The sequence below is a fragment of the Pseudomonas sp. RA_5y_Pfl1_P24 genome (genome assembly GCF_963970945.1).
GTDB classification, from domain to species: domain Bacteria; phylum Pseudomonadota; class Gammaproteobacteria; order Pseudomonadales; family Pseudomonadaceae; genus Aquipseudomonas; species Aquipseudomonas tritici.
The window spans coordinates 47056-66505 of record NZ_CAXAOJ010000001.1; the positions used below are offsets into that span (position 1 = coordinate 47056).

The 19450-nt window shown below is 59.1% G+C and carries 19 protein-coding genes; 4 read left to right on the plus strand and 15 right to left on the minus strand.

Annotated elements, in window-relative coordinates:
- Positions 1-81: 81 nt before the first annotated feature.
- From AACY30_RS00240 to AACY30_RS00255, 4 genes are all read left to right on the plus strand, one after another.
- Positions 82-810 (plus strand): winged helix-turn-helix domain-containing protein, encoded by a 729-nt coding sequence (locus AACY30_RS00240; protein WP_339467241.1) that lies wholly within the window; start codon positions 82-84, stop codon positions 808-810.
- Positions 803-1498, plus strand: a complete 696-nt coding sequence (locus AACY30_RS00245; protein ID WP_339467242.1) for a hypothetical protein — start codon at positions 803-805, stop codon at positions 1496-1498. Before AACY30_RS00240 ends, AACY30_RS00245 begins: the two co-directional genes overlap by 8 nt.
- A gap of 32 nt (positions 1499-1530) precedes the next feature.
- Positions 1531-2190, plus strand: coding sequence for a winged helix-turn-helix domain-containing protein (locus tag AACY30_RS00250; protein WP_339467243.1), 660 nt, complete (start codon positions 1531-1533; stop codon positions 2188-2190).
- Positions 2191-2420: 230 nt separating this feature from the next.
- Positions 2421-3812: an undecaprenyl-phosphate glucose phosphotransferase gene (locus AACY30_RS00255; protein ID WP_339467246.1), complete on the plus strand. Its 1392-nt coding sequence runs from the start codon at positions 2421-2423 to the stop codon at positions 3810-3812.
- 33 nt (positions 3813-3845) lie between these two features.
- On the opposite strand, the gene AACY30_RS00260 is transcribed toward AACY30_RS00255, so the two are convergent.
- The 15 genes from AACY30_RS00260 to AACY30_RS00330 all read right to left on the minus strand — a co-directional run bounded on the left by AACY30_RS00260 (position 3846) and on the right by AACY30_RS00330 (position 19449).
- Positions 3846-5921 carry a YjbH domain-containing protein gene (locus AACY30_RS00260; protein ID WP_339539336.1) on the minus strand — a complete coding sequence of 692 codons (2076 nt, stop codon included), beginning with the start codon at positions 5919-5921 and terminating at the stop codon, positions 3846-3848.
- A complete protein-coding gene (locus tag AACY30_RS00265) occupies positions 5918-6685 on the minus strand; it encodes a capsule biosynthesis GfcC family protein (protein ID WP_339467248.1) in 768 nt (255 codons plus the stop codon). The genes AACY30_RS00260 and AACY30_RS00265 overlap by 4 nt, the downstream gene beginning before the upstream one ends.
- Entirely contained in the window at positions 6682-7335 is a 654-nt protein-coding gene (locus AACY30_RS00270) for a YjbF family lipoprotein (protein WP_339539337.1), read from the minus strand. The genes AACY30_RS00265 and AACY30_RS00270 overlap by 4 nt, the downstream gene beginning before the upstream one ends.
- 12 nt (positions 7336-7347) lie before the next feature.
- On the minus strand, positions 7348-8460 hold the full coding sequence (locus AACY30_RS00275) for a polysaccharide biosynthesis/export family protein (RefSeq protein ID WP_339539339.1): 1113 nt from the start codon (positions 8458-8460) through the stop codon (positions 7348-7350).
- 86 nt (positions 8461-8546) lie between these two features.
- Positions 8547-8786 carry a hypothetical protein gene (locus tag AACY30_RS00280; protein WP_339467250.1) on the minus strand — a complete coding sequence of 80 codons (240 nt, stop codon included), beginning with the start codon at positions 8784-8786 and terminating at the stop codon, positions 8547-8549.
- Positions 8787-8966: 180 nt separating this feature from the next.
- On the minus strand, positions 8967-10376 hold the full coding sequence (locus AACY30_RS00285; RefSeq protein WP_339467252.1) for a mannose-1-phosphate guanylyltransferase/mannose-6-phosphate isomerase: 1410 nt from the start codon (positions 10374-10376) through the stop codon (positions 8967-8969).
- A 23-nt stretch (positions 10377-10399) separates the two neighbouring features.
- Entirely contained in the window at positions 10400-10858 is a 459-nt protein-coding gene (locus AACY30_RS00290; protein ID WP_339539341.1) for a GDP-mannose mannosyl hydrolase, read from the minus strand.
- A 4-nt stretch (positions 10859-10862) separates the two neighbouring features.
- Entirely contained in the window at positions 10863-12071 is a 1209-nt protein-coding gene (locus tag AACY30_RS00295; protein WP_339467255.1) for a glycosyltransferase WbuB, read from the minus strand.
- Positions 12071-13048 (minus strand): GDP-L-fucose synthase, encoded by a 978-nt coding sequence (gene fcl / locus AACY30_RS00300; protein WP_339539342.1) that lies wholly within the window; start codon positions 13046-13048, stop codon positions 12071-12073. The genes AACY30_RS00295 and fcl overlap by 1 nt, the downstream gene beginning before the upstream one ends.
- A 2-nt stretch (positions 13049-13050) precedes the next feature.
- On the minus strand, positions 13051-14172 hold the full coding sequence (gene gmd, locus AACY30_RS00305) for a GDP-mannose 4,6-dehydratase (RefSeq protein ID WP_339467259.1): 1122 nt from the start codon (positions 14170-14172) through the stop codon (positions 13051-13053).
- 69 nt (positions 14173-14241) lie between these two features.
- On the minus strand, positions 14242-15177 hold the full coding sequence (locus AACY30_RS00310; protein ID WP_339467260.1) for a glycosyltransferase family 2 protein: 936 nt from the start codon (positions 15175-15177) through the stop codon (positions 14242-14244).
- Positions 15174-15743, minus strand: coding sequence for a putative colanic acid biosynthesis acetyltransferase (locus AACY30_RS00315; RefSeq protein ID WP_339539344.1), 570 nt, complete (start codon positions 15741-15743; stop codon positions 15174-15176). The genes AACY30_RS00310 and AACY30_RS00315 overlap by 4 nt, the downstream gene beginning before the upstream one ends.
- The gene (locus AACY30_RS00320) at positions 15740-16885 is read right to left on the minus strand and encodes a glycosyltransferase (protein WP_339539345.1); all 1146 of its coding nucleotides are present in this window, start codon (positions 16883-16885) and stop codon (positions 15740-15742) included. The genes AACY30_RS00315 and AACY30_RS00320 overlap by 4 nt, the downstream gene beginning before the upstream one ends.
- Before the next feature lie 31 nt (positions 16886-16916).
- Entirely contained in the window at positions 16917-18239 is a 1323-nt protein-coding gene (locus AACY30_RS00325; protein WP_339539347.1) for an O-antigen ligase family protein, read from the minus strand.
- Complete coding sequence (locus AACY30_RS00330; protein ID WP_339539349.1) at positions 18217-19449, minus strand: glycosyltransferase family 4 protein; 1233 nt, start codon at positions 19447-19449, stop codon at positions 18217-18219. Before AACY30_RS00330 ends, AACY30_RS00325 begins: the two co-directional genes overlap by 23 nt.
- Position 19450: the final 1 nt, after the last annotated feature.

Below are 19450 nucleotides of genomic sequence, written 5' to 3' on the forward strand. Positions count from 1 at the left end.
TGCCGTATTCAATTCGATTAGTATCTAAACGCTAGCATCGATTGAACTGACGGCCTTGCATGCCGGAAAAGGGAGTAGGTGATGCATTTTTCCAATGTCCTCGCTATTGCACGGACTCAATCTAAATCGGAGAACTTTCGAGCGCTCATAGTACGCACGGTAACGGATGATTTAAAAGTCGATACACGTTACTACGAACAACTAGTTGACCCCCAGGAAAGCCAGGGAAATTACCGCGCCATCATTATAGAAATCGACACACCCTCGGCCAGCAACCAAACCCTGGATATAATAAGAAGAACCCGAGCTAAAAACCCTGGCTGCACGATATTCGTTGTTATCACTTTTGCCTCGACCTTGAGTAAAACCAAATATTATCTGGCCGGCGCGGACTACTGCATCAAAGTGATAGACACATCATCTGAAAAAAAACCGAGCCTGTTTGAAGACTTACTCAGCGAAACTGCACGACTGAATCGTTGCACACTGGTGCTCGATCAGGACCGCATGTGCATTCACGGTGATGGCAAAAAACTGGAGATTTCCTTTGTTGAAATGAAAGTATTGGAAGCGCTTATCCAGCGTCGACTACTCAGTCACAACGAGATCGCCGCCGTCATGGGACTTAATACCAAATACTATGACTCCCGCGCGCTGGAAAAATCCATCAGCCGATTGCGCAGTAAAATCAAGGCGTACTACGGTGACAATATCATTCAGAATATCCGCGGTTATGGATACAAACTAAGCCGGGGTCTTATTTGCGCCAGCCATTTGCAAGCCGCCCAAGAGAGGTCGAATCGTGAATAGCAAGAGAATATCCCCTGCGCACAGTGTGGACTTCAACCTTTTCAGGCAGGCCATTGTTGACCGCAACCATACACTCTGGGGCAATGAAATCAGCCTGACGTCCGAGGACACTCAGGCATTACCTCAACGTGCCTACAGCGAGGCACTGCAGCGTATCAGCGCACGGCGCAATGCCTTGAACCCAACGGTAAGCCACAGGTTCCTGCGGATTAATCAAGCCGTCTTGATGAACGAAGACTTTCACAAGCGCATTATTCAGACTGCCCAGTCACTGGAAAAGCACACACTTCCCTTCACCCTCAGTATCGATAACCCGTTGGATGCCCTCCCCGGTCCGGTTGAACGCAGGGCGATGGTGCGCCAGTTATATAAACTAAAAGACCAATGCAGCCTCACACTTGCCTACCATAATTACAGACTCGATACAAAGCCGGCAGACCTGCTGATCGATCTCAAGCTCTACGACTATATAAAAATGCCGTTCCCGGATTCCGCACTCCGGCTGAGTCTCAACACACGCTCCGATCTGTTCGATCGGCTCTACGACCGCATGCTAGAGCTGATCAGTGCGACCGGGGTATGTTTCATTGCTGACACGGTTGAATTTGCCGATAGCGCCCTTCTGGCTAAAAACCTGCCTTTCGAATACTTTCAGGGCGGTTATTACTCTCCTGCTGACCGCTTATAACAACAGCATCTTTCCTGATACCGGTGAACGCCATGAGCTCTCTCAAGAAATACGCCTTTACATCGACAGTTCCGGCTATCGCACTGCAGGACTTCACGCCCAATGCAGAGCTGTTTCATTATGATATTGGCGCACCAGCAACCACGGAGATCGCCGACAAAAAACGCGAAGTCAGCCATCGACATTCCAGCCCCAGTGAACACCCATGGCTTAACGCCTATGTCATGACCCATACAATAACGCTACCCTCACATTCTTCTACCGCTGTGCGACAAGAATCCAGAATGCCCATGCCAAAGGATCATGACAGCACGCCGAAAAACCATACGCGTCCTCCGGAAATAAACCCTGAGCGAACTCAACTGTACGCTCAGGATTTCTGGCTGCTGACCCAGCATGACCGAACCCTGGTCAAGGGCGGCTTGCGCATCTCCTTGACCACCATTGAATCCGCACTGATTAAAAAAATGTTGCATCATGAAGAGCGCGTCGTGAGCAAGGAAGAGTTGATCCGTAATATCGGGCGCGAGCCCGAGTTATATCGCGGATTGGAAATGTGCCTGAGTCGACTGCAAGAAAAGTTTAAGCGGGCCAACGACGGCGAACGCCTGTTTCGTGCAGTCAGAAACCGTGGTTATTGCCTCACCCAAAAAATCAAAAAACCGCTCGAGCTGAATCAGTCACGCCGTTAACTATAAAAACAGCGACACGTTGTCACTCACCCTGCCTATTGATACCTGCCTTTTTATAACACCCTCTAATAAAATTCCGCTGGCCTTGTTATAAGTCGTCAGCCAATGCGCCCTGCCGTTCATTACTATCCACGGGTACGCGCTTGCGCGTGCCTGTCGTTTTAATGCGGTATTGCACCGCGTGATTAAACCCTGCCACGACGCACGTGGTCACCACCGGGAGCAGAACTATGCTGAATAACACTAGAATGCATCGCAACCTGACGCCCAAGGGTTTGACGTTCTGGGGCCAGTGGACGCTCGCATCGGGTTTGGTCGTGACACTGTTGTTTATGTTGGTGCTCTTGAAAACCGGGCAACTTGAGTATAACTATCGTGTCTTAGCCGCTTTTACCATACTGGCGTCGCTGCCTGCGTATAGCCTGTGTGATGTATATAGTAAGAAAGACGATTATGGCGTGGGCCTAGGTCGACTATTCATGGGTTGGTTGCTGACCATAGGTATATTGTTTGCCGTGGGCATTGCTTGTAATGCAAGTTCATTGTTTCCTCTGGAAATTTTAATGTTGTGGGCGGCAGTCAGCTACCCACTGTTGGCACTGTGTTATATCCCGTTGCACAGCCTGTCTAGGTATTACCATCGCCAACTTCACCAGCGGCACAAGTCATTGATCGTGGGCACCGGCAAACTGGCGGTCGACTTGGCCAAAACGCTGTCGCGCCAGAAGCGTTCACCTTTGGTTGGACTGGTCGGCAGCCACGCCAATGCGGCGTCGGAGGCGCAATCGCAGATACTCGGCGAACTGCCGCAATTACCGCAATTGATCCGGCAGCACGGCATTCGCCGGCTCTACATCACTCACTCGTTGCAGGATGCCACCCACATCGAGGCGCTGTACCTCAACTTGCTGGAAATCAGTGTGGATGTAATCTGGGTGCCCGACCTCAACAACATGCTGCTTCTCAATCATTGCGTGGCCGAAGTGGATGGGCTGCCGGCGATCTTCCTCAACGAAAGCCCGCTGACCAGCCGCCCCACCGCCGCCCTGAGCAAGTCGTTGCTGGACAAGAGCCTGGCCTTGCTCGCGATCCTGGTGCTAAGCCCGGTGTTGTTGGTGTTCGCCCTGCTGATCAAGCTCACGTCTCCCGGCCCGGTGATTTTCAAACAGGACCGCCATGGCTGGAATGGCGAGGTGATCAAGGTATGGAAGTTCCGCTCGATGCGTATGCACGACGACCACGAGGTACGCCAGGCCAGCCGCAACGACTCGCGCATCACCCCGGTCGGCCGGTTTATCCGGCGTACATCCATCGATGAATTGCCACAGCTGTTCAACGTGCTGCAAGGGCACATGGCCCTGGTCGGACCGCGGCCCCATGCCGTTGCGCATAACGACTATTACTCGGGGAAGATTCACGCGTACATGGCGCGCCATCGCATCAAGCCCGGTATCACGGGGCTGGCGCAGATCAATGGTTGTCGGGGTGAGACCGAGACACTGGAGAAGATGCAAAAACGCGTCGATATCGACCTGCTCTACATCAATACCTGGTCGCTGTGGCTGGATATCAAGATCCTGGTGAAGACGCCATTTACGCTGCTGTCCAAGGATATTTACTGAAAAAAAGGGGGACACTCAGTCCCCCTCCCCGCCTCACTCCGTCATCTTGTCGATGTTCTTGTAGAACAATTTACTGTCCCGACCATCCGTCATCGAATGCAATGAATAGGCGCGATTCAGCCGCGCGCCGCCGTCACGCGTCAGCGGTGCCCACACCAGGTTGGCGCGGCGCATGGTCGACAGGCTCATCAACTCATCGAACGGAATGGACAGATAGAGGCCTTTGTCGAAGCTGCCTTCCCCAAACTCTTCCTTGGACACGTTGGTACGGGTGATCCACGCACCGATGCGCACGCCATTACCGAATTCCCGCGAAAGATCCAGCGTCGCGCCCCAGTCCCTGGCCAGGTAGCGACCGACGCTCAAGGCGCCCTGCAGGTTGAACGGCAGGTCCGTGTAGCCGGTGATATGCCCGGTCACCGTGCGGTAATCGCGCAGGCTGAAATCCTGCTCGAAGCCGCGTTGGCGCACGTAGTTCAGGTCAGCCCCGACTGACCAGCCCTGGCCCATCGGCCGGTACAACACTTCGCTGCCGACACCGGCGTACATCGACTCGAGCAAACCACCGTAAACCATGCCGTACAGGTCCTGATCCAGACGCTGCGCATGGTTGAGCTGAAAGGTCGGCAGGGTGACGTCAGCACTGGTCATGTACTTGCGAAGGTCGGTGCGTACGCGAGGCAAACCCGTGGGCGCGTCATAGGTAAAACCGTCGTAGTTGTTCAACAGGTTGACGCTCAGCAAGCCGCTCCACCACGTGTTGCGGGTAAAGCGGTATTCGGCGTCGAGGTCGGCGGAAACCTGGTAAAGCAAACCATCCGGCCCACCGACGTTCTGCTTATAGCCAAGGCCGACGCGATAGCTGAAGGGCTTGGGTGGCTGGGTATAGAGCAGCGTCTGCGTGCGCTCACTGGCGCGATTGACCTCGACCTGGCGGTGCAGGTCCTGCAAGTCTTCGCGGTGGTTGACCACCTCGCGAAAGGTCCCGCGGGGCACGCTGGTTTCCTCGATCGGCATGGCATAACGTTCGCTGACCAACGTGAACCAATCAATCTGGTCGTTCACGCTGTTGTCCAGGATACGACTGGCGCGCCCTACCGCCTTGGCGCTGTAGAAATAGCGCTGCTGTTCGCCATAGACCACCAGCTCCGGCCCGCGTTGGGTGATGCGCTGCACGTTGTAGCCGGCATTGTCATGCAGGCGCTGGGAGACTGCCGCCCAGTCCACCTGGTCGGGCGGTGTGCTCGGGGCCTTGGCCGGCAATGGGGGGGCCGGTGGGTCGTAGGTTTTTACCGGTGCCTTGCGGCGGGCAAAATTGGTGTGCAGAGTGATGCCGAACATCGCGGTGTTGCCACGTTCCCAGGCGGCACTCACGTCGATGGAGTCGGCGAGCTTGTAGACCAGGCCCAGGTTGACCGGCGAGTCCTGGCGAAACGCATTGTCCCGAGGTTCGTGCTTGTAATCGTTACCTTCAACCTCGAGCTTGAGGCTCAACGGCGCCCAGGGCGTCTGGTAAGCGATCCCGCCAAACAGCGCGGGCCGGCCGCGGAAATAGCCGTTGGAAAAGCTGCCGGAACCTTCGGCGGTGGGCCGCCTGTTGTAACGATCATCCAACACGCCCAATGGGTTGCCGAAATCACCGCGACTGCCCATGTAACCCCAGGCGATGCCGGCGCTGAAATCCAAATCGCCATAACGCTTGTTGGCCACTAGGTACTCGCTGGAAAACAAGCTGGTGCCGCCCAGGTCCGTGAACCCCAGTGCCACTTCCGGCAGCCAATGGCTTTCCTGATACAGGCGCACTTTGGCGTCGACGGCCTTGTCCTTGTAGCTTTGGCCGCCGCTGAACGACTCGGCGCCATACAGGCGGTTGGTGATCGCGGTGTAGCGAAAGGTGCCTTCCAGCCAGTCGAGCGGCTGCGCCGAAAAACTGTAGCGGCTGTAGGGCTCGGTGCGGTTGGCGTTGATGCTCAGCTCGCCGGCGGGCGCCATGCGTGCGGTGGGGGTTTGCAGCAACCCCACCCCGCCAAAATCGCTTTGGGTATAACGGGGATCGCCATGCGCGACGCCACACGGCACCAGCAGCACGGCCGCAATACATAATTTCAAGGCGTGACCTCGGCCAGAGGTTGGGTGGCGAGAAACTCGGCCAATTGCTGATTCAGTTCAGGGGTGGGCGGGCCCAGGTCATCGCTGCGAATCGGCACCAGCAGCGTGCTGCCGGGCGCAGGAGCTGCGCCGTCTTCACGGTTCCAGGGGGCAATGCCCAGGCGAGTGACCTGCCCGTCGGGCTGGATCAGCCACAGGTAATCGGCGTCCGCTTCCACGGATGGCGGGCACGCCGCGAGGTAGTCGCGCGCCTGCTGCTGCGGCTGAAATACCAAGGTGCACGCCGCGGCGACCGCGCCCAGCACACGCACGCTGTCAGGCCTCGACGGGTACACCAGGCGGTCGCCCTCGCTGACCGGCAGGTTGGGCGCAAAACCGACCTCCACCGCTACCGGGTCCAGCACCGCCAACTGGCGGCCGGTCACCGGTAAGGCCTGCACCTGTTGATACACCTGCGCGGCAACAGCGGCACGACCTGCACGACCAGCCGCCAACGCGGCCTGGTGCAGGGTTTGCAGGTCAAACAACACGCCGGCCTTGAGCCGCGCCTGACGTTCGAGCAACGGTTGATGCAGCCAGGCAGCGCCCAGCCAATAGCCTTGGGCATCCGGTTGCGCCGCCGTGATCACCTCCAACAAGCGTGCCCCGGTTTGCAGCGCGATGGGGCCTGGGTTGCGTACCTCGCCGCTGACCGTCATCGCAGCCTGGCTCACACTGGCACAGCTGCACGACAGGACCAGCGCCGTGAGTTTTCGACGGGTCATCGGGCGTCCTTACGGGAGGGTTGCAACTGGGTGATGGTCAGGGTCAGGCTGGGCGAAAGGTGTTGTTCACTCTGCACAATAAAGCCGTCGGCGGGGTCGACCCAGTAACGGTTTCGCGCCTGAAAACCAGCGCCTTCAACGTCTTCGTCGATCCGCAACAAGGCATAGGATTTGTCGAGAATCTCGATGGTTTCGATGCCCTTGCGCGTCATGCGGCTGGTCAGTGGGATACCCATGCGATAACCACCCACCCAATCGATTTGCCGCGTACTGCGATAGCCGTCCGGCACGCGGTGCAACCCCAGCTGGAACGGTGATTGCCCCTGCCAGTGCGTGCCATCCAGCTCGGCACCGAGGCCAACCGTGCGCACCACCAGGCCATCACGCATCAGCAGCACCTGCTTGCCCGATGCCACCCAGAATTGCAGGTCGCCGCGCTGGCGAATCAGCGCCATCACCCCTTCGCTGGATACTGTGGTGACCTTGATCTGCGGGAACAGCACTGCGTCCACCTGCGCCTGGGTCAACACCAGCGGCGCGGGCCCGGCAACGGCCGCCCTGAACGTGTCGAGGGAGGCCGTCATCAGCGGATTGCAGCCACCCAGCAGCCACGCCAACCCCATGTAAGTAACGATTTTAAGAGTGTTCACGCAGGTTCCACCCTATCGGTTGCTGGCTTCGCTCAAGTTGTTCTGAGTGGACGCGCCGATGCCGACGATCGTGGCGGAAGGGATCAACTGACTGATAAAGCGGTTCCAGCGCGTGATATTGGCGGGGCCGACAAACACGACATCCTGGGGCTGCACCTCAAAGCGCGTGGCCAGGGCCATGGCCGAAGGAGAAGCCGCTTCCAACTGGAACACCTTGGCCGGCTCTGCCGCAATATTCTGCGCGCCGCGGATCACATAGATGGCGTCGGCGTTGGAGGTGTTCTGGTTGACCCCACCCACCGAGCCGAGCACGTCGGAAAGGTTCATGCTGCGGGTCTTGAAGCTCAGCGCACGCGGCTGCATGACCTCGCCCATCACATAGATGCGCTTGCGGTCGTTGTAGGCCAGGTACAGCTGGTCGCCGTCCTTGAGGTAAATGTCGTTCAAGCGTGACTGCGCCAGGTTGAGCGTGTCGAGGTCCAGGGTGTAGCGCTTGCCGCCACGGGTGAGCGTCAGGTTCGACAGGTCGGCATTCAGCGGGTCGATCCCCGCCGTGGAGACAGCCTCCATCACACTCATCGGGATGGTGGTGATCGGCAGCGGCCCCGCTTTGGCTACTGCGCCGGTCACCACCACGCGTTGGCTGGCAAAACGCAGCACGCTGACGTCTACCTGTGGGCTGTCGATGTATTGGCGCAACTTGTCAGTGATCTCACTGCGCAGCGCTTCAATCGAACGCCCCTTGGCGACCAGTTCGCCCACGTAGGGGTAAAACAGGTTGCCCTCGGGGCTGACCAGGCGCCCGTTGGCGTCGATCTGTTGCTGTGGGCCGGAAGGTGCGGTGAGTTCAGGGTGATCCCACACGGTGATATACAGCGCGTCATTGGCGCCGATCAAATACGGGCCAGGTTTATAACTTAATAGTTCCGCCGGTATGGAATAAGGCACTTGGGTTGCCGCGTCCATGGCGAGCAACTTTGGCGTGATCGGAATTAAATCCACCCGACTGTTTTCAGCCCTGCCGCCCTCGGTCAACGCCGCGGTATCCATATATTGACCCGGGGCAAACATGCAGCCTTGCAACAATGCAGCGGCCACGGCCGCAACAGAAAAAATACGCATCATAGTGCTAGGACACTCGCGATAAACGACAAGAAAAAAAGACCACTTGGGCGGGGAATCCAAGCGGTCCAAAAGCGGAAGGTTTACAACTAGTTGCCGGTACCTGTGGTACCGGTCGTGCCAGTGGTACCTGTGGTGGTGCCGCCGTTGGAACTACCGCCGCTGCTAGATGCCGCGGCAACGCCGGCAACAAGGGCGCTGGCGACCAGCAGGGTTTCCCCGACCGTCACAGACCCCACCACGGCGGTGTCGAGCCCCAACGGCAACTCGGCAGCCAACGCGGACGTACTCAAGACACTGAGCATAATAATAGCCAGTGATGTCCTCATAACAGACTCCTTATCGTCAGTGAGTAGTCAGGCCGATAGTGCCACCCAACTAAACAGCACGCCAGACAAGTAAGATTTAACGTTATTATTTGAAAATAACGTTTTCCCGGCGAAGCGCCCGGCCGTCACTGCATTGCGTGCGATTGAAGTTATATAAAACGTTATTAATTGTCGGAAACTTCAGGCCCGTCCGTACTTGTCTTCAAAACGCACAATGTCGTCTTCACCCAGGTAGGAACCCGACTGCACTTCGATCAACTCCAACGGGATCACCCCCGGATTCTCCAGCGCGTGCACTTGGCCAATGGGGATATAGGTCGACTGGTTTTCCGAGACCAGGTAAGTCTGCTCGCCATTGGTCACCCGGGCCGTGCCGCTGACCACGATCCAGTGCTCGGCGCGGTGGTGATGCATCTGCACCGACAGCTTGGCCCCCGGCTTCACGGTGATGCGCTTGACCTGGTAACGCTGGCCGTTATCCACCGAGTCATACATGCCCCAGGGCCGATACACCTCACGGTGGTTGAGGTGTTCATGCCGCCCGGCTTGCTTGAGCTGGTCGACGATGCCCTTGACCTGCTGCACCTGGTCCTTGTGGGCCACCAGCACAGCGTCCTTGGTCTCGACGATGATCAGGTCCTGCACGCCAACCGTGGCGACCAATCGGCTGTCGGCGTGGACATAGGTGTTGTGGCTATCCAGCAGCAACCCATCGCCGCGCAACACATTGCCGCAGGCGTCTTTTGCACTGGCCTCCCACAGCGCCGACCACGAGCCGATATCGCTCCAGCCCGCCTGCAGCGGCACCATCACCGCGTCACTGGTTTTTTCCATGACGGCGTAGTCGATGGAGTCGTCCGGGCACGTGGCAAAGGTCGCGGCATGCACCCGGGTAAACGGCAGGTCCTGGCTTCCGCCCTCCAGTGCTACGCGGCAGGCTTCAAGAATCGCCGGCTGGAAGCGTTCTAGCTCCTCCAGGTAGCGGCTGGCGCGGAACATGAACATGCCGCTGTTCCAGTAATGCTCACCGCCGGCCACATACTGCGCCGCCGTGGCCGCGTCCGGCTTCTCGACGAAGCGCTTGACCCGATAACCGCCCTCGCCCACCGCACCACCTTGCTCGATATAGCCGTAGCCGGTATGCGCGCTGGTGGGCGTGATGCCGAAGGTCACCAGCTTGCCGTCCCTGGCCAGCGGCAGTGCCACTTCCAGGCTGGCATGAAACGCCGGGATGTCTTCGATCAAGTGGTCCGCCGCCAACACGAGCAGGATCGGGTCATCGGCCTCGGCAACGGCCTTGCACGCCGCCAGCGCGATGGCTGGCGCCGTGTTACGCCCCACGGGCTCGAGCAGGATGCTCGCCTGTTCCATGCCCAACTGGCGCAATTGCTCGGCCACCAGGAAGCGGTGTTGTTCGTTGCAGATCAGCTGGGGCAACGCCACGTTGGCACCTGCAAGCCGCGTGATGGTCTGCTGCAGCATCGAGAGGTGCGCGTCGGTCAGGCGCAGGAACTGCTTGGGGTTCAGTTGCCGCGAGAGCGGCCACAGGCGCGACCCCGAACCGCCAGCCATGATCACGGGTATTAGCATGAGAGCATCCTTGGGACAGAGATTCAGAAGTAGGCACGGGTGTGTTTATGCACCCGCGAACTGAAGCGCAGCTCATCCTGCGGCCACCAACGGTACTGCTGGTGTTGCTCGACAGGTGGCTGCAGCGTTGGGTCGTCGTCCAGCTCCAGGCAATAGCTGAGCACCACGTAGTGGGTGTCCGGCCCGTCCCCGGCGTTGGCGAAGACACTGTCATCGTAAAAGTGCTCGAACACCCCCAGCAGCCGTGCACTGGCGCGCTCGAAAGTGCGCCCCAACTCCTCCAGGGTGATGCGCCGGAAAGCGCTGTCCAGGCTTTCGTTTTTCTGGATGCGCCCACCGGGCACGAACCAGAAACCATAGGCCGGCCGATTGACGCGCAGGCCGAGAAAAACATCGCCACGGCGGTTTCTCACCACCAGGTCGATCGCCACCAAAGGCGTCGATGCCACGACCGTTTGGAAGGTCGACAAATCAAGCCACATACCATCAAACCTGTGCCATAAAGCGTTGCAGAATGCGTTCCTTGTCGAGGAACTCCTTGGCGTAGTTCAACGCCACCTCATTGCGCGCGGGCAATGCCAGCACCCGCTCGATCCCTGCGTTCAGCGCCGCGACGGATTCCGGCTCGATCAACACCGCAATGCCGGTGTGTTCCTCGCACAGGCGGCCGAGTGTGGTGTCGGGGTCGGCGGTGATAATTGCATTGCCGCCCACCGCCAGGATGTTGGTGAGCTTGGACGGCAACACCGCGTCCGCCACTCCGCGCTTCTGGATCACTAGGTGCGCATCGGCCGAGGCCAGCAGCGCCGGTAAATCCTCGTAGGCCTGCAACGGCGCGAACAGCACATTGCGCAGGCCATCGCGCTGCACCCGTTCGAGCAAGCGCGCCTTGCCGGTGCCCTGGCCGACGACCAGGAATACCAGCTCCGGGCGATCGGCATGGGCCTGGGCGGCGTCAAGGATCAGCTCCAAGCCCTGCTTCTCACCGATGTTGCCGGAGTACAACAACACCCGTGCTCCCGGCGGCACACCCAGGCGCTCAAGCAAAGCGTGGCTGTGCGTTACTTGGCGAAAACGCGAGGTTTCCGACCAGTTGGGAAAGAACAGCAGGCGCTTGCTGAGCACGCCTTTGCCACGGGCCTTGTCAAGCATGCCGCTGGAAATCGTCGAGACCCGATCAAAACGTCGCAGCAACCAGCGCTCGATCCCAAACGCCAGGCGCCGCAACAAGGAACCGCCGCCGATGCCCAGGCCGAACATCGCATCCACTTCATAATCCTGGATATGCAACACCGAACGCGCACCGCTGAGCTTGGCCAGCAGTAACGCTTGGGGCGCGCACAACAGCGTGGGCACTACCAGCATCACCAGGTCGGGTTTCCAGCGCAGTTGCCCCAGCACCGCCAGGAACGAGCTGGCGGAAAAACTCAGCAGGTGCAGCAAGCGGGTCAACGCGGTGGGCTGGCGCGGCACATACAGTGGGCAGCGAATCACCGTCACGCCCGCGTCCTGCTCGGTGCGAAAGCGCCACGGCGAATACCCTTCGCCCACCTGCCACTGTGGGTAATACGGTGGCGCCGTCACCACCCGCACTTCATGCCCCTGCTCGGCCAGCCAGCGTGCATGTTCACCGGAGTACTTGCCGATACCGGTGAGCTCCGGGCTGTAATTGATGCCATACAGAAGGATTTTCATCACTGGCCCCGAGGCTGTTCGAGGGCCGCGAGATAAGCGTTGTAGGCGTCGCGCAAGCCCTCCTCCAGGGGCACGTAGGCCTCCCAGCCAAGGGCATTGATACGGCTCACATCCAGCAACTTGCGTGGCGCGCCATCGGGCTTGCTGGCGTCGAAGCGCAAACGACCCTGGAAGCCGGTCACGCGTACCAGGGCCTGGGCCAGCTCGGCGATGGTGCAATCCATTCCGGTGCCGACGTTCAGGTGCGAGCACATTGGCTGGGTCTGCTCGCGGTAGCGCGCAGCGTCGAGTTCCATGACATGCACGCTGGCCGCCGCCATGTCATCCACATGCAAAAACTCACGGCGTGGCCGGCCACTGCCCCAGATCACCACCTCCTCATCACCACGCTGGGTCGCCTCATGGAAGCGCCGCAACAAGGCTGCGATGACATGGCTGTTTTCCGGGTGATAGTTATCGCCCGGCCCGTACAGGTTGGTCGGCATCACACTGCGGTAATCGCGGCCGTGCTGGCGGTTGTAGCTTTCGCACAGCTTGATCCCGGCAATCTTGGCCACCGCATAAGGCTCGTTGGTGGGTTCCAGCGCGCCATCCAGCAACACCGCCTCGATCATCGGTTGCGGCGCATGCACCGGGTAGATGCACGACGAACCGAGGAACAACAGGTGCTGCACGCCATGGCTGTGGGCGGCATGGATCACGTTGGCCTGGATCATCAGGTTCTGGTAGATGAAGTCCGCCGGGTAAGTCGCGTTGGCATGAATCCCGCCCACCTTGGCCGCCGCCAGGTACACCTGGTCCACGCGCTGCCTGGCGAAATACGCCTGCACCGCCGCCGGGTCAAGCAGGTCCAGCTCATCGCGGCCGGCGGTGAGGATCTGCGTATACCCCAGCGCCCACAGCCGGCGCACGATGGCCGAGCCGACCATGCCACGATGGCCGGCGACAAAGATCCGCGCATCAAGATCACGTGCCATGCTCAGTTCTCCACGGCAATCGGTGCGTCATGCCCGTGCAGGCGCAACAGGGCGTGGCGCCGGGCGATCTTCAGGTCTTCGCGGACCATCTCCGCGCACATTTCCTGCGCTGTGATCTCTGGCACCCAACCGAGCGAGCGTTTGGCCTTGGACGGGTCACCGAGCAGCGTCTCGACTTCTGCCGGGCGGAAGTAACGCGGGTCGACGCGCACAATCACATCGCCCACCAGGATGCCCGGCGCCAGGTCGCCGTCGATGCGCTCGACCACCGCCACCTCCTCCACACCCTTACCGACAAAGCGCAAGCCCAGTCCTAGTTCCGCCGCCGACCAGCGGATGAAATCACGCACCGAATACTGCACGCCGGTGGCGATCACAAAGTCCTCGGGGCTGTCCTGTTGCAGCATCATCCACTGCATGCGCACGTAATCCTTGGCATGCCCCCAATCGCGCAGGGCATCCATGTTGCCCATGTACAGGCACGGCTCCAGGCCCAGGGCGATGTTGGCCAGGGCGCGGGTGATCTTGCGTGTCACGAAGGTTTCACCGCGACGCGGCGACTCATGGTTGAACAGGATCCCGTTGCACGCATACAGCCCATAGGCCTCGCGGAAATTCACGGTGATCCAGTAGGCGTACAGCTTGGCCACGGCATACGGCGAACGCGGGTAGAACGGCGTGGTTTCCTTCTGCGGGGTCTCCTGCACCAGACCGTATAATTCGGAGGTCGAGGCCTGGTAGAAACGGGTCTTCTTTTCCAGGCCCAGCAGGCGTATTGCTTCGAGAATGCGCAAGGTGCCCAGGGCATCCACATCGGCGGTGTATTCCGGCGAATCAAAGCTCACCGCTACGTGGGATTGCGCGCCGAGGTTATAGATCTCATCGGGCTGGATCTGCTGGATGATGCGCGTCAGGTTCGACGAATCCGCCAGGTCGCCATAGTGCAGGATGAGGTTTTTATGCAGGGCCTGAGGGTCCTGGTAAATGTGATCGATACGCTGAGTATTGAACGACGAAGAACGTCGCTTGAGGCCGTGCACGGTATAGCCTTTTTCCAGCAGCAGTTCCGCCAGATACGAGCCATCCTGACCGGTAATTCCGGTAATAAGCGCGACTTTATTCATGTCTGTCTCCCAATTGATAGGCGAGCGAAGGCCGACACCCAAACTTGGGTGTTTGTTAAAAACGGTCAGTTACTTCGGTGTGGGCAGGTTCAAGTTATGTCCGGTCAACTTTGAAAGTTCCCGGACAATGGCGTCCTTATCGTTTAAATGAGCAATCGCGGTTTCCAGTTCGAGCACCTTGGCGCCCACCAGGAAGCGGTACCAATAGCCCTGCAGCAAGTGATAGACCAAGCCGCTGCGACCATCGAGAAACCCCAGTTGGATGATGTAGCGCCACAAGAAATACGCCGTCGAACTCAGGGTGAACGGCACGCGGTTATACACACGGTTCTTGACCAGGCGCTTGGCCTTGGCCTGGAACGAACTCTGCCCCGTATGCAGCTCATCGCGGATCGCGAACAACCCGAGCCGTGCGTTAAGCACTTCAATCGCTTCACGGGTGGCATAGCCGTTGTGCTTGTGGGTGAAGAACGTCAAGTCATGCAGGTTATGGTCGGCAAACCCACCCTCCAGGGTGATCGTGCGGCCCTCGGCCACCGACATGTGCTCGTCCATCCAGCGGTCTTCCATGCGCCCGAGGCCGGTGCGCCACAACCGCAGCATCTTCAACGGGTAACGCCCGCCATGGCGCACCCAGCGGCCCATGAAAATATGCTTGCGCTTGAAGTTGATGCCGGTGATATCACTGGCCAACGTCGGCAGCCGCGTATTGATCTCGGCGGCAAGGTCAGCCTCAATGATTTCATCGGCGTCCAGGCGCAGGGTCCAATTACCGGTTATGGGCAAATGGTCCAGCGCCCACTGGAACTGCTTGGCCTGGTTGACGAAAGGGTGCTGCACCACCCGCGCGCCGTGGCGACGCGCAATGTCACAGGTGTCGTCGGTGGAGAACGAATCCACCACCAGCACTTCATCACTGAAGGCCCGCACCGAATCGATGGCCCGGGCAATGTGCAGGCTTTCGTTATAGGTGAGGATGATCACGCTGACGGTTTCGCGCTTCATGGCGTCAACTCCTGCACGTGTTGGGTGCGCTGGCCGATTTGCCGGGCCGGATGCCCGGCATGTACGGTCCATGGCTGCGCGATACTCTTGGTCACCAGGGCGCGGGCACCCACGACCACGCCGTCGGCAATACTGACGCCCAGCGTGACAAACGCCTCGGCACACACCCACACGTACTCCCCGAGCACGATGGGTTTGGCAAACAGCTGAAAGTTGCAACTGTTGTAGTCGTGAGAGCCACCGCATAACTGCGCGCCTTGGGAAATCACGCTGTAGCGCCCGATACGAATCAACGCCATGTTGTAGAGGGTGGTGCCGTCCGCAATGCCGACATGATCGCCCAGCTCCAGATTCCACGGCGCCCAGATTTTCGCCCGTGGATACACGTGCACACCCTTGCCCAGCCGCGCACCAAACAGCCTGAGCAGAAAGGCCCTCCAGGCATGGAACGGGCGTGGGCTGGTGCGAAACAGCACCACGTACACCATGTTCCAGAGCTGGCGGCGCAACCGGTGGCCCAGGGAGAAGGACGGCGAGCGATGCGGGTCATTGCCTTGAAGAATCACGGGAAACACTCCCGCACGATCTCCAGCAGGCGCTGCGCACCCCGACGAATATGAAAGCGCTCGGCAAAACACACCTTGGCTCGCGCGGACATTTGCGCGTAAGCGGGCGCATCGAGGTGCAACCAGCGCTGTAAATTCTGCAAAGCACCGGCCACCGTGTCTTCGCTGACAAAACCGACGCAATCCTTTTCGATTTCACGCCAGATATTCACCTTGTTACTGATCAGCACCGGTTTGCCGCAGGCCAGCGCTTCAGCCACGACCACGCCGAAATTCTCCTGATGCGAAGGCAGGCAAAACACTTCGGCAGCGTAGAACGCGCCCCACTTCGCCGCCCCCTGCAACATACCGGGCCACGTAATGCGATCGGCGATACCCAATTGCACAGCCTGTGCCTGCAGCGCCTGTACCCAGCCACCTTGATCGGGACCAGCCATGACCAGATGCAAACGCTCGTCCTGCCCGGCGACCTCGGCGAAGGCTTGCAACAAGTGGTCGCACCCCTTTTTTTTATGGATACGGCTGAGGAACAGCACCACCCGCTTGCCCTTGAGTTGCGGATGGTCATTGACGAAATCCCGCGCCAGGCGTGCGTCGTCGGCCGGCGGGCTGGAGGTGCCATACGCCGTTATCGTTTCATTGGCGCGATAGAGCCAAAACGATTCACGCGCACGGATCTGCTCTTCTTCACTGGTAAACACCACGCGTCGTGCATCCCTCAACACCCGGTATTCACCCCACGGCCAGTACAACCATTTTTTCAAATGCTTGAGCGGATATTCGTGCTTGAACCAGGGGTCCAGCATGCCGTGGGTATAAACGATGTAAGGCAGGCCGAGCTTGTTCAGCACCTGGCGGGCCACAAAACCGTGGTACTGCCACAGGCCGTTGATGATGAAAAAATCATAGTCCCGGGCGTGTTGCTCGAGCCACTGGCGGATGTTGCCGTTCAAGCCGTAGCCGAACCGGCTTGGCCCCATGAAATGCACGATGCCGGGATAATCGACCGCAAACGCCTCATCCAGCGTCAGGACATCAATGCGATGCCCGTCCTGGGCGAGCACGGTGTCAATTTCCCGAGCCGCGTTGATCGGGCCGCCTTTTTCCGCTTGAACCGAAGATATGATTCTTAATAACTTCACGTGCTGTCGTCCGCTGATGCGTTAAGTTGATTCAGGTTTTCTTGCAGGCCGCGACAATCAGGCAGGCGTAGAGCACGCCAAATGCCAGGAAAGTGCCCTGCATGGTCATGACCCCGTTGAACAAGATCGGCGCCAGGAAACCGCACAGCAGCAACGGCACACCTGTGCCTTGCCTGACCAGCGCCTTATAGGACTTGAGCAGCAACCAAAGCAGGAGGAATACCCTGAACAGGATGAACATCAGCCCTGCGGGAAGCCCCATTTCCAGCACGATCCGTGACCATTCATCTTCGGCCAATAAAAAGCCTGCGCCCTGCTCTCGCCCTGCGCGCAGAATCGTCGAGGCGGCATTCGTGCCTGATCCGATTCCGTGCCCCCACAGCGGGGCGTCGTCGACCACGCGGGTGAATGCGTACAGGCTGGAGAACGCACGGGTGACCGGCGAACCCTCACTGGCCACCGCACTCCGGTTTCGCTCAACCAGCACCTGGTAGCTGTCGGTGGACATGAAGATCAACAGGCTGACAAACAACGCACCGACCAGGCAAAACAACGACAACAGGTTGCGTTGCGACTTCTTGATCAAGGCGACTGCCAAAGCGGCCAACAGCACTATCGCCGCGTACGCGTAGATGGCCCTGGACCCCGTCAGGAAACACATCACCGCCACTGCTGCCGCTGAGGCCGCGAAGAGCACATAGCGCCGCGCGAACACTGCGCGGAACAAGGCTTTGTCGAATATCACCGCGACCAGAAACGCAAAGCAGGCCGACACATACACCACATGCCCGGCGGTGAAGGTAAAGGTGCCGTATGGCCGAACGACGCCGTCGGCAATCATGAAGATGAAGTCATCATCGCCAATGCCTTTGTTCACATAAGCCTGGGGCCCGGACGAATACTGCAGCACAACCAGGACACTGATCGGGATCGCCGCGAACAGCGTAATACGCGCAAACCGGTAGACATCCGTCAGCTTGAGGGTTTTGCCGGCGACAAATATCAACGGGAAATACAGCAGGTAGTTGCGCACGCCGTAGCCGTAAATGACGAAGCCTTCGGGGCTGCTCAATAAAAACGCCGACACCAGCACAAAGAACACGATGACCAGCACAACGAAGTAAGCCGACACCAGGTTTTTCGAAAAAAAGCCGAACCTGTAGGCGCACCAATAGATGTAAATGACGATCGGGTCCTTGATGAAGTAGATAACCGAGCTGAGGCCCGGCGCCACCCACTTGCGCAAGATCCCTTCGAACAGAATGAACAGGTAGATGAGCACGAACGCACTGACCACACGCACCCGGTAGCGCTCATGCAGGCTGACCCGTTCAGGGTTGGCATAGGATTGCATCCATCACCTCCCTCGCGTAGCTCTCCCACGTCGTGCCACCGGCAGACAACACCGCGTTGTGCTTCATCGCATTTAGCTTGTCCGGGGACTCGGCCAGTGCGACCAGATGGTTGGCAATGGCGTCGGCAGACCGGATCGGCACTACGTAGCCGTTGAAACCCTCGACGACCAGGTCTGCCGCGCCGCAATTCTGCGACACAATGACTGCCGTCCCCGTGGACAGCGCTTCACCCACCACCAGGCCAAACGCCTCGGCAAGTGACGGCAAGACCAAAACGTCTGCCTCCAGCAAGTGGCGAATAACGTCATCGTGGGATGCAGAGCTGAACCACTGATACTTCTTCAACTCGGTATTGAGCGCCTGGTTGCGACCGTTGGCGTAGTCCCCGCCGATCACGGTCACGTCCAGGGCTACGCTGCTCGCCGCGAGATTCAGCGCGTCGAAAAAATACGAGATGCCCTTTTGCTGGGTCAGCGCACCGACATAAATCACTTTCAACCGCGCACCTGGCCGTGTATTGACCTGATGCCGCAGCATCGGCGCAGGTGCCCCATAGGGCGTGATCGCGACGTTGTCCGGGGCAATGCCGTACTCACCCAGGGTTCGCTTGGCAAACGTACTCGCCACAATGATCCGGTCCGCCCATTCAAGTTCGGCGGTCTGCTTGCGCAGGGTGCTGTCGCTGATGTTCGGAATGCTAGCCCGCCAGGCCGGGTTGGCCTCGCGCTCATGGTCGAGCATCCTGCACGCGTAGGCGATGGAGCCGAAGGCCGCCTCGTAATTGAGGGTGATGCCTCCGATATCCCGGGCGGCGTTGAACAAGCCCAGGCACTTGCCATCATAGCCATACACCTGGCTGGGTTTGCGCGGTGCCCTGTACAGGAAGTTGGCACTGGCCTGGTCAATGTGGTTGTAGACATTTTCCGGGCAGAATATTCCAGTGTTGCGCTGTGTAAGGCGATACCACTTCAATTTGTCGCAGAGCACGCGCGGCACATCGTAGCGCGGGTAGCTGTGCAGCAAGGCGCCGTCAACCTGATCAAACGTACGCCGCAGGCACTCCTTGCCCACCACCGGCAGGCGGCAGAGAAACGAGTCCTTGTGCAGTGCCAACGACGTATGAAAGGAATGCAGCAACTGGCGTTGATTCAACGCGCGCAGCAATGCGCGGACATTCTGATTACCGACGGGATGGGCGACCAGGATCATC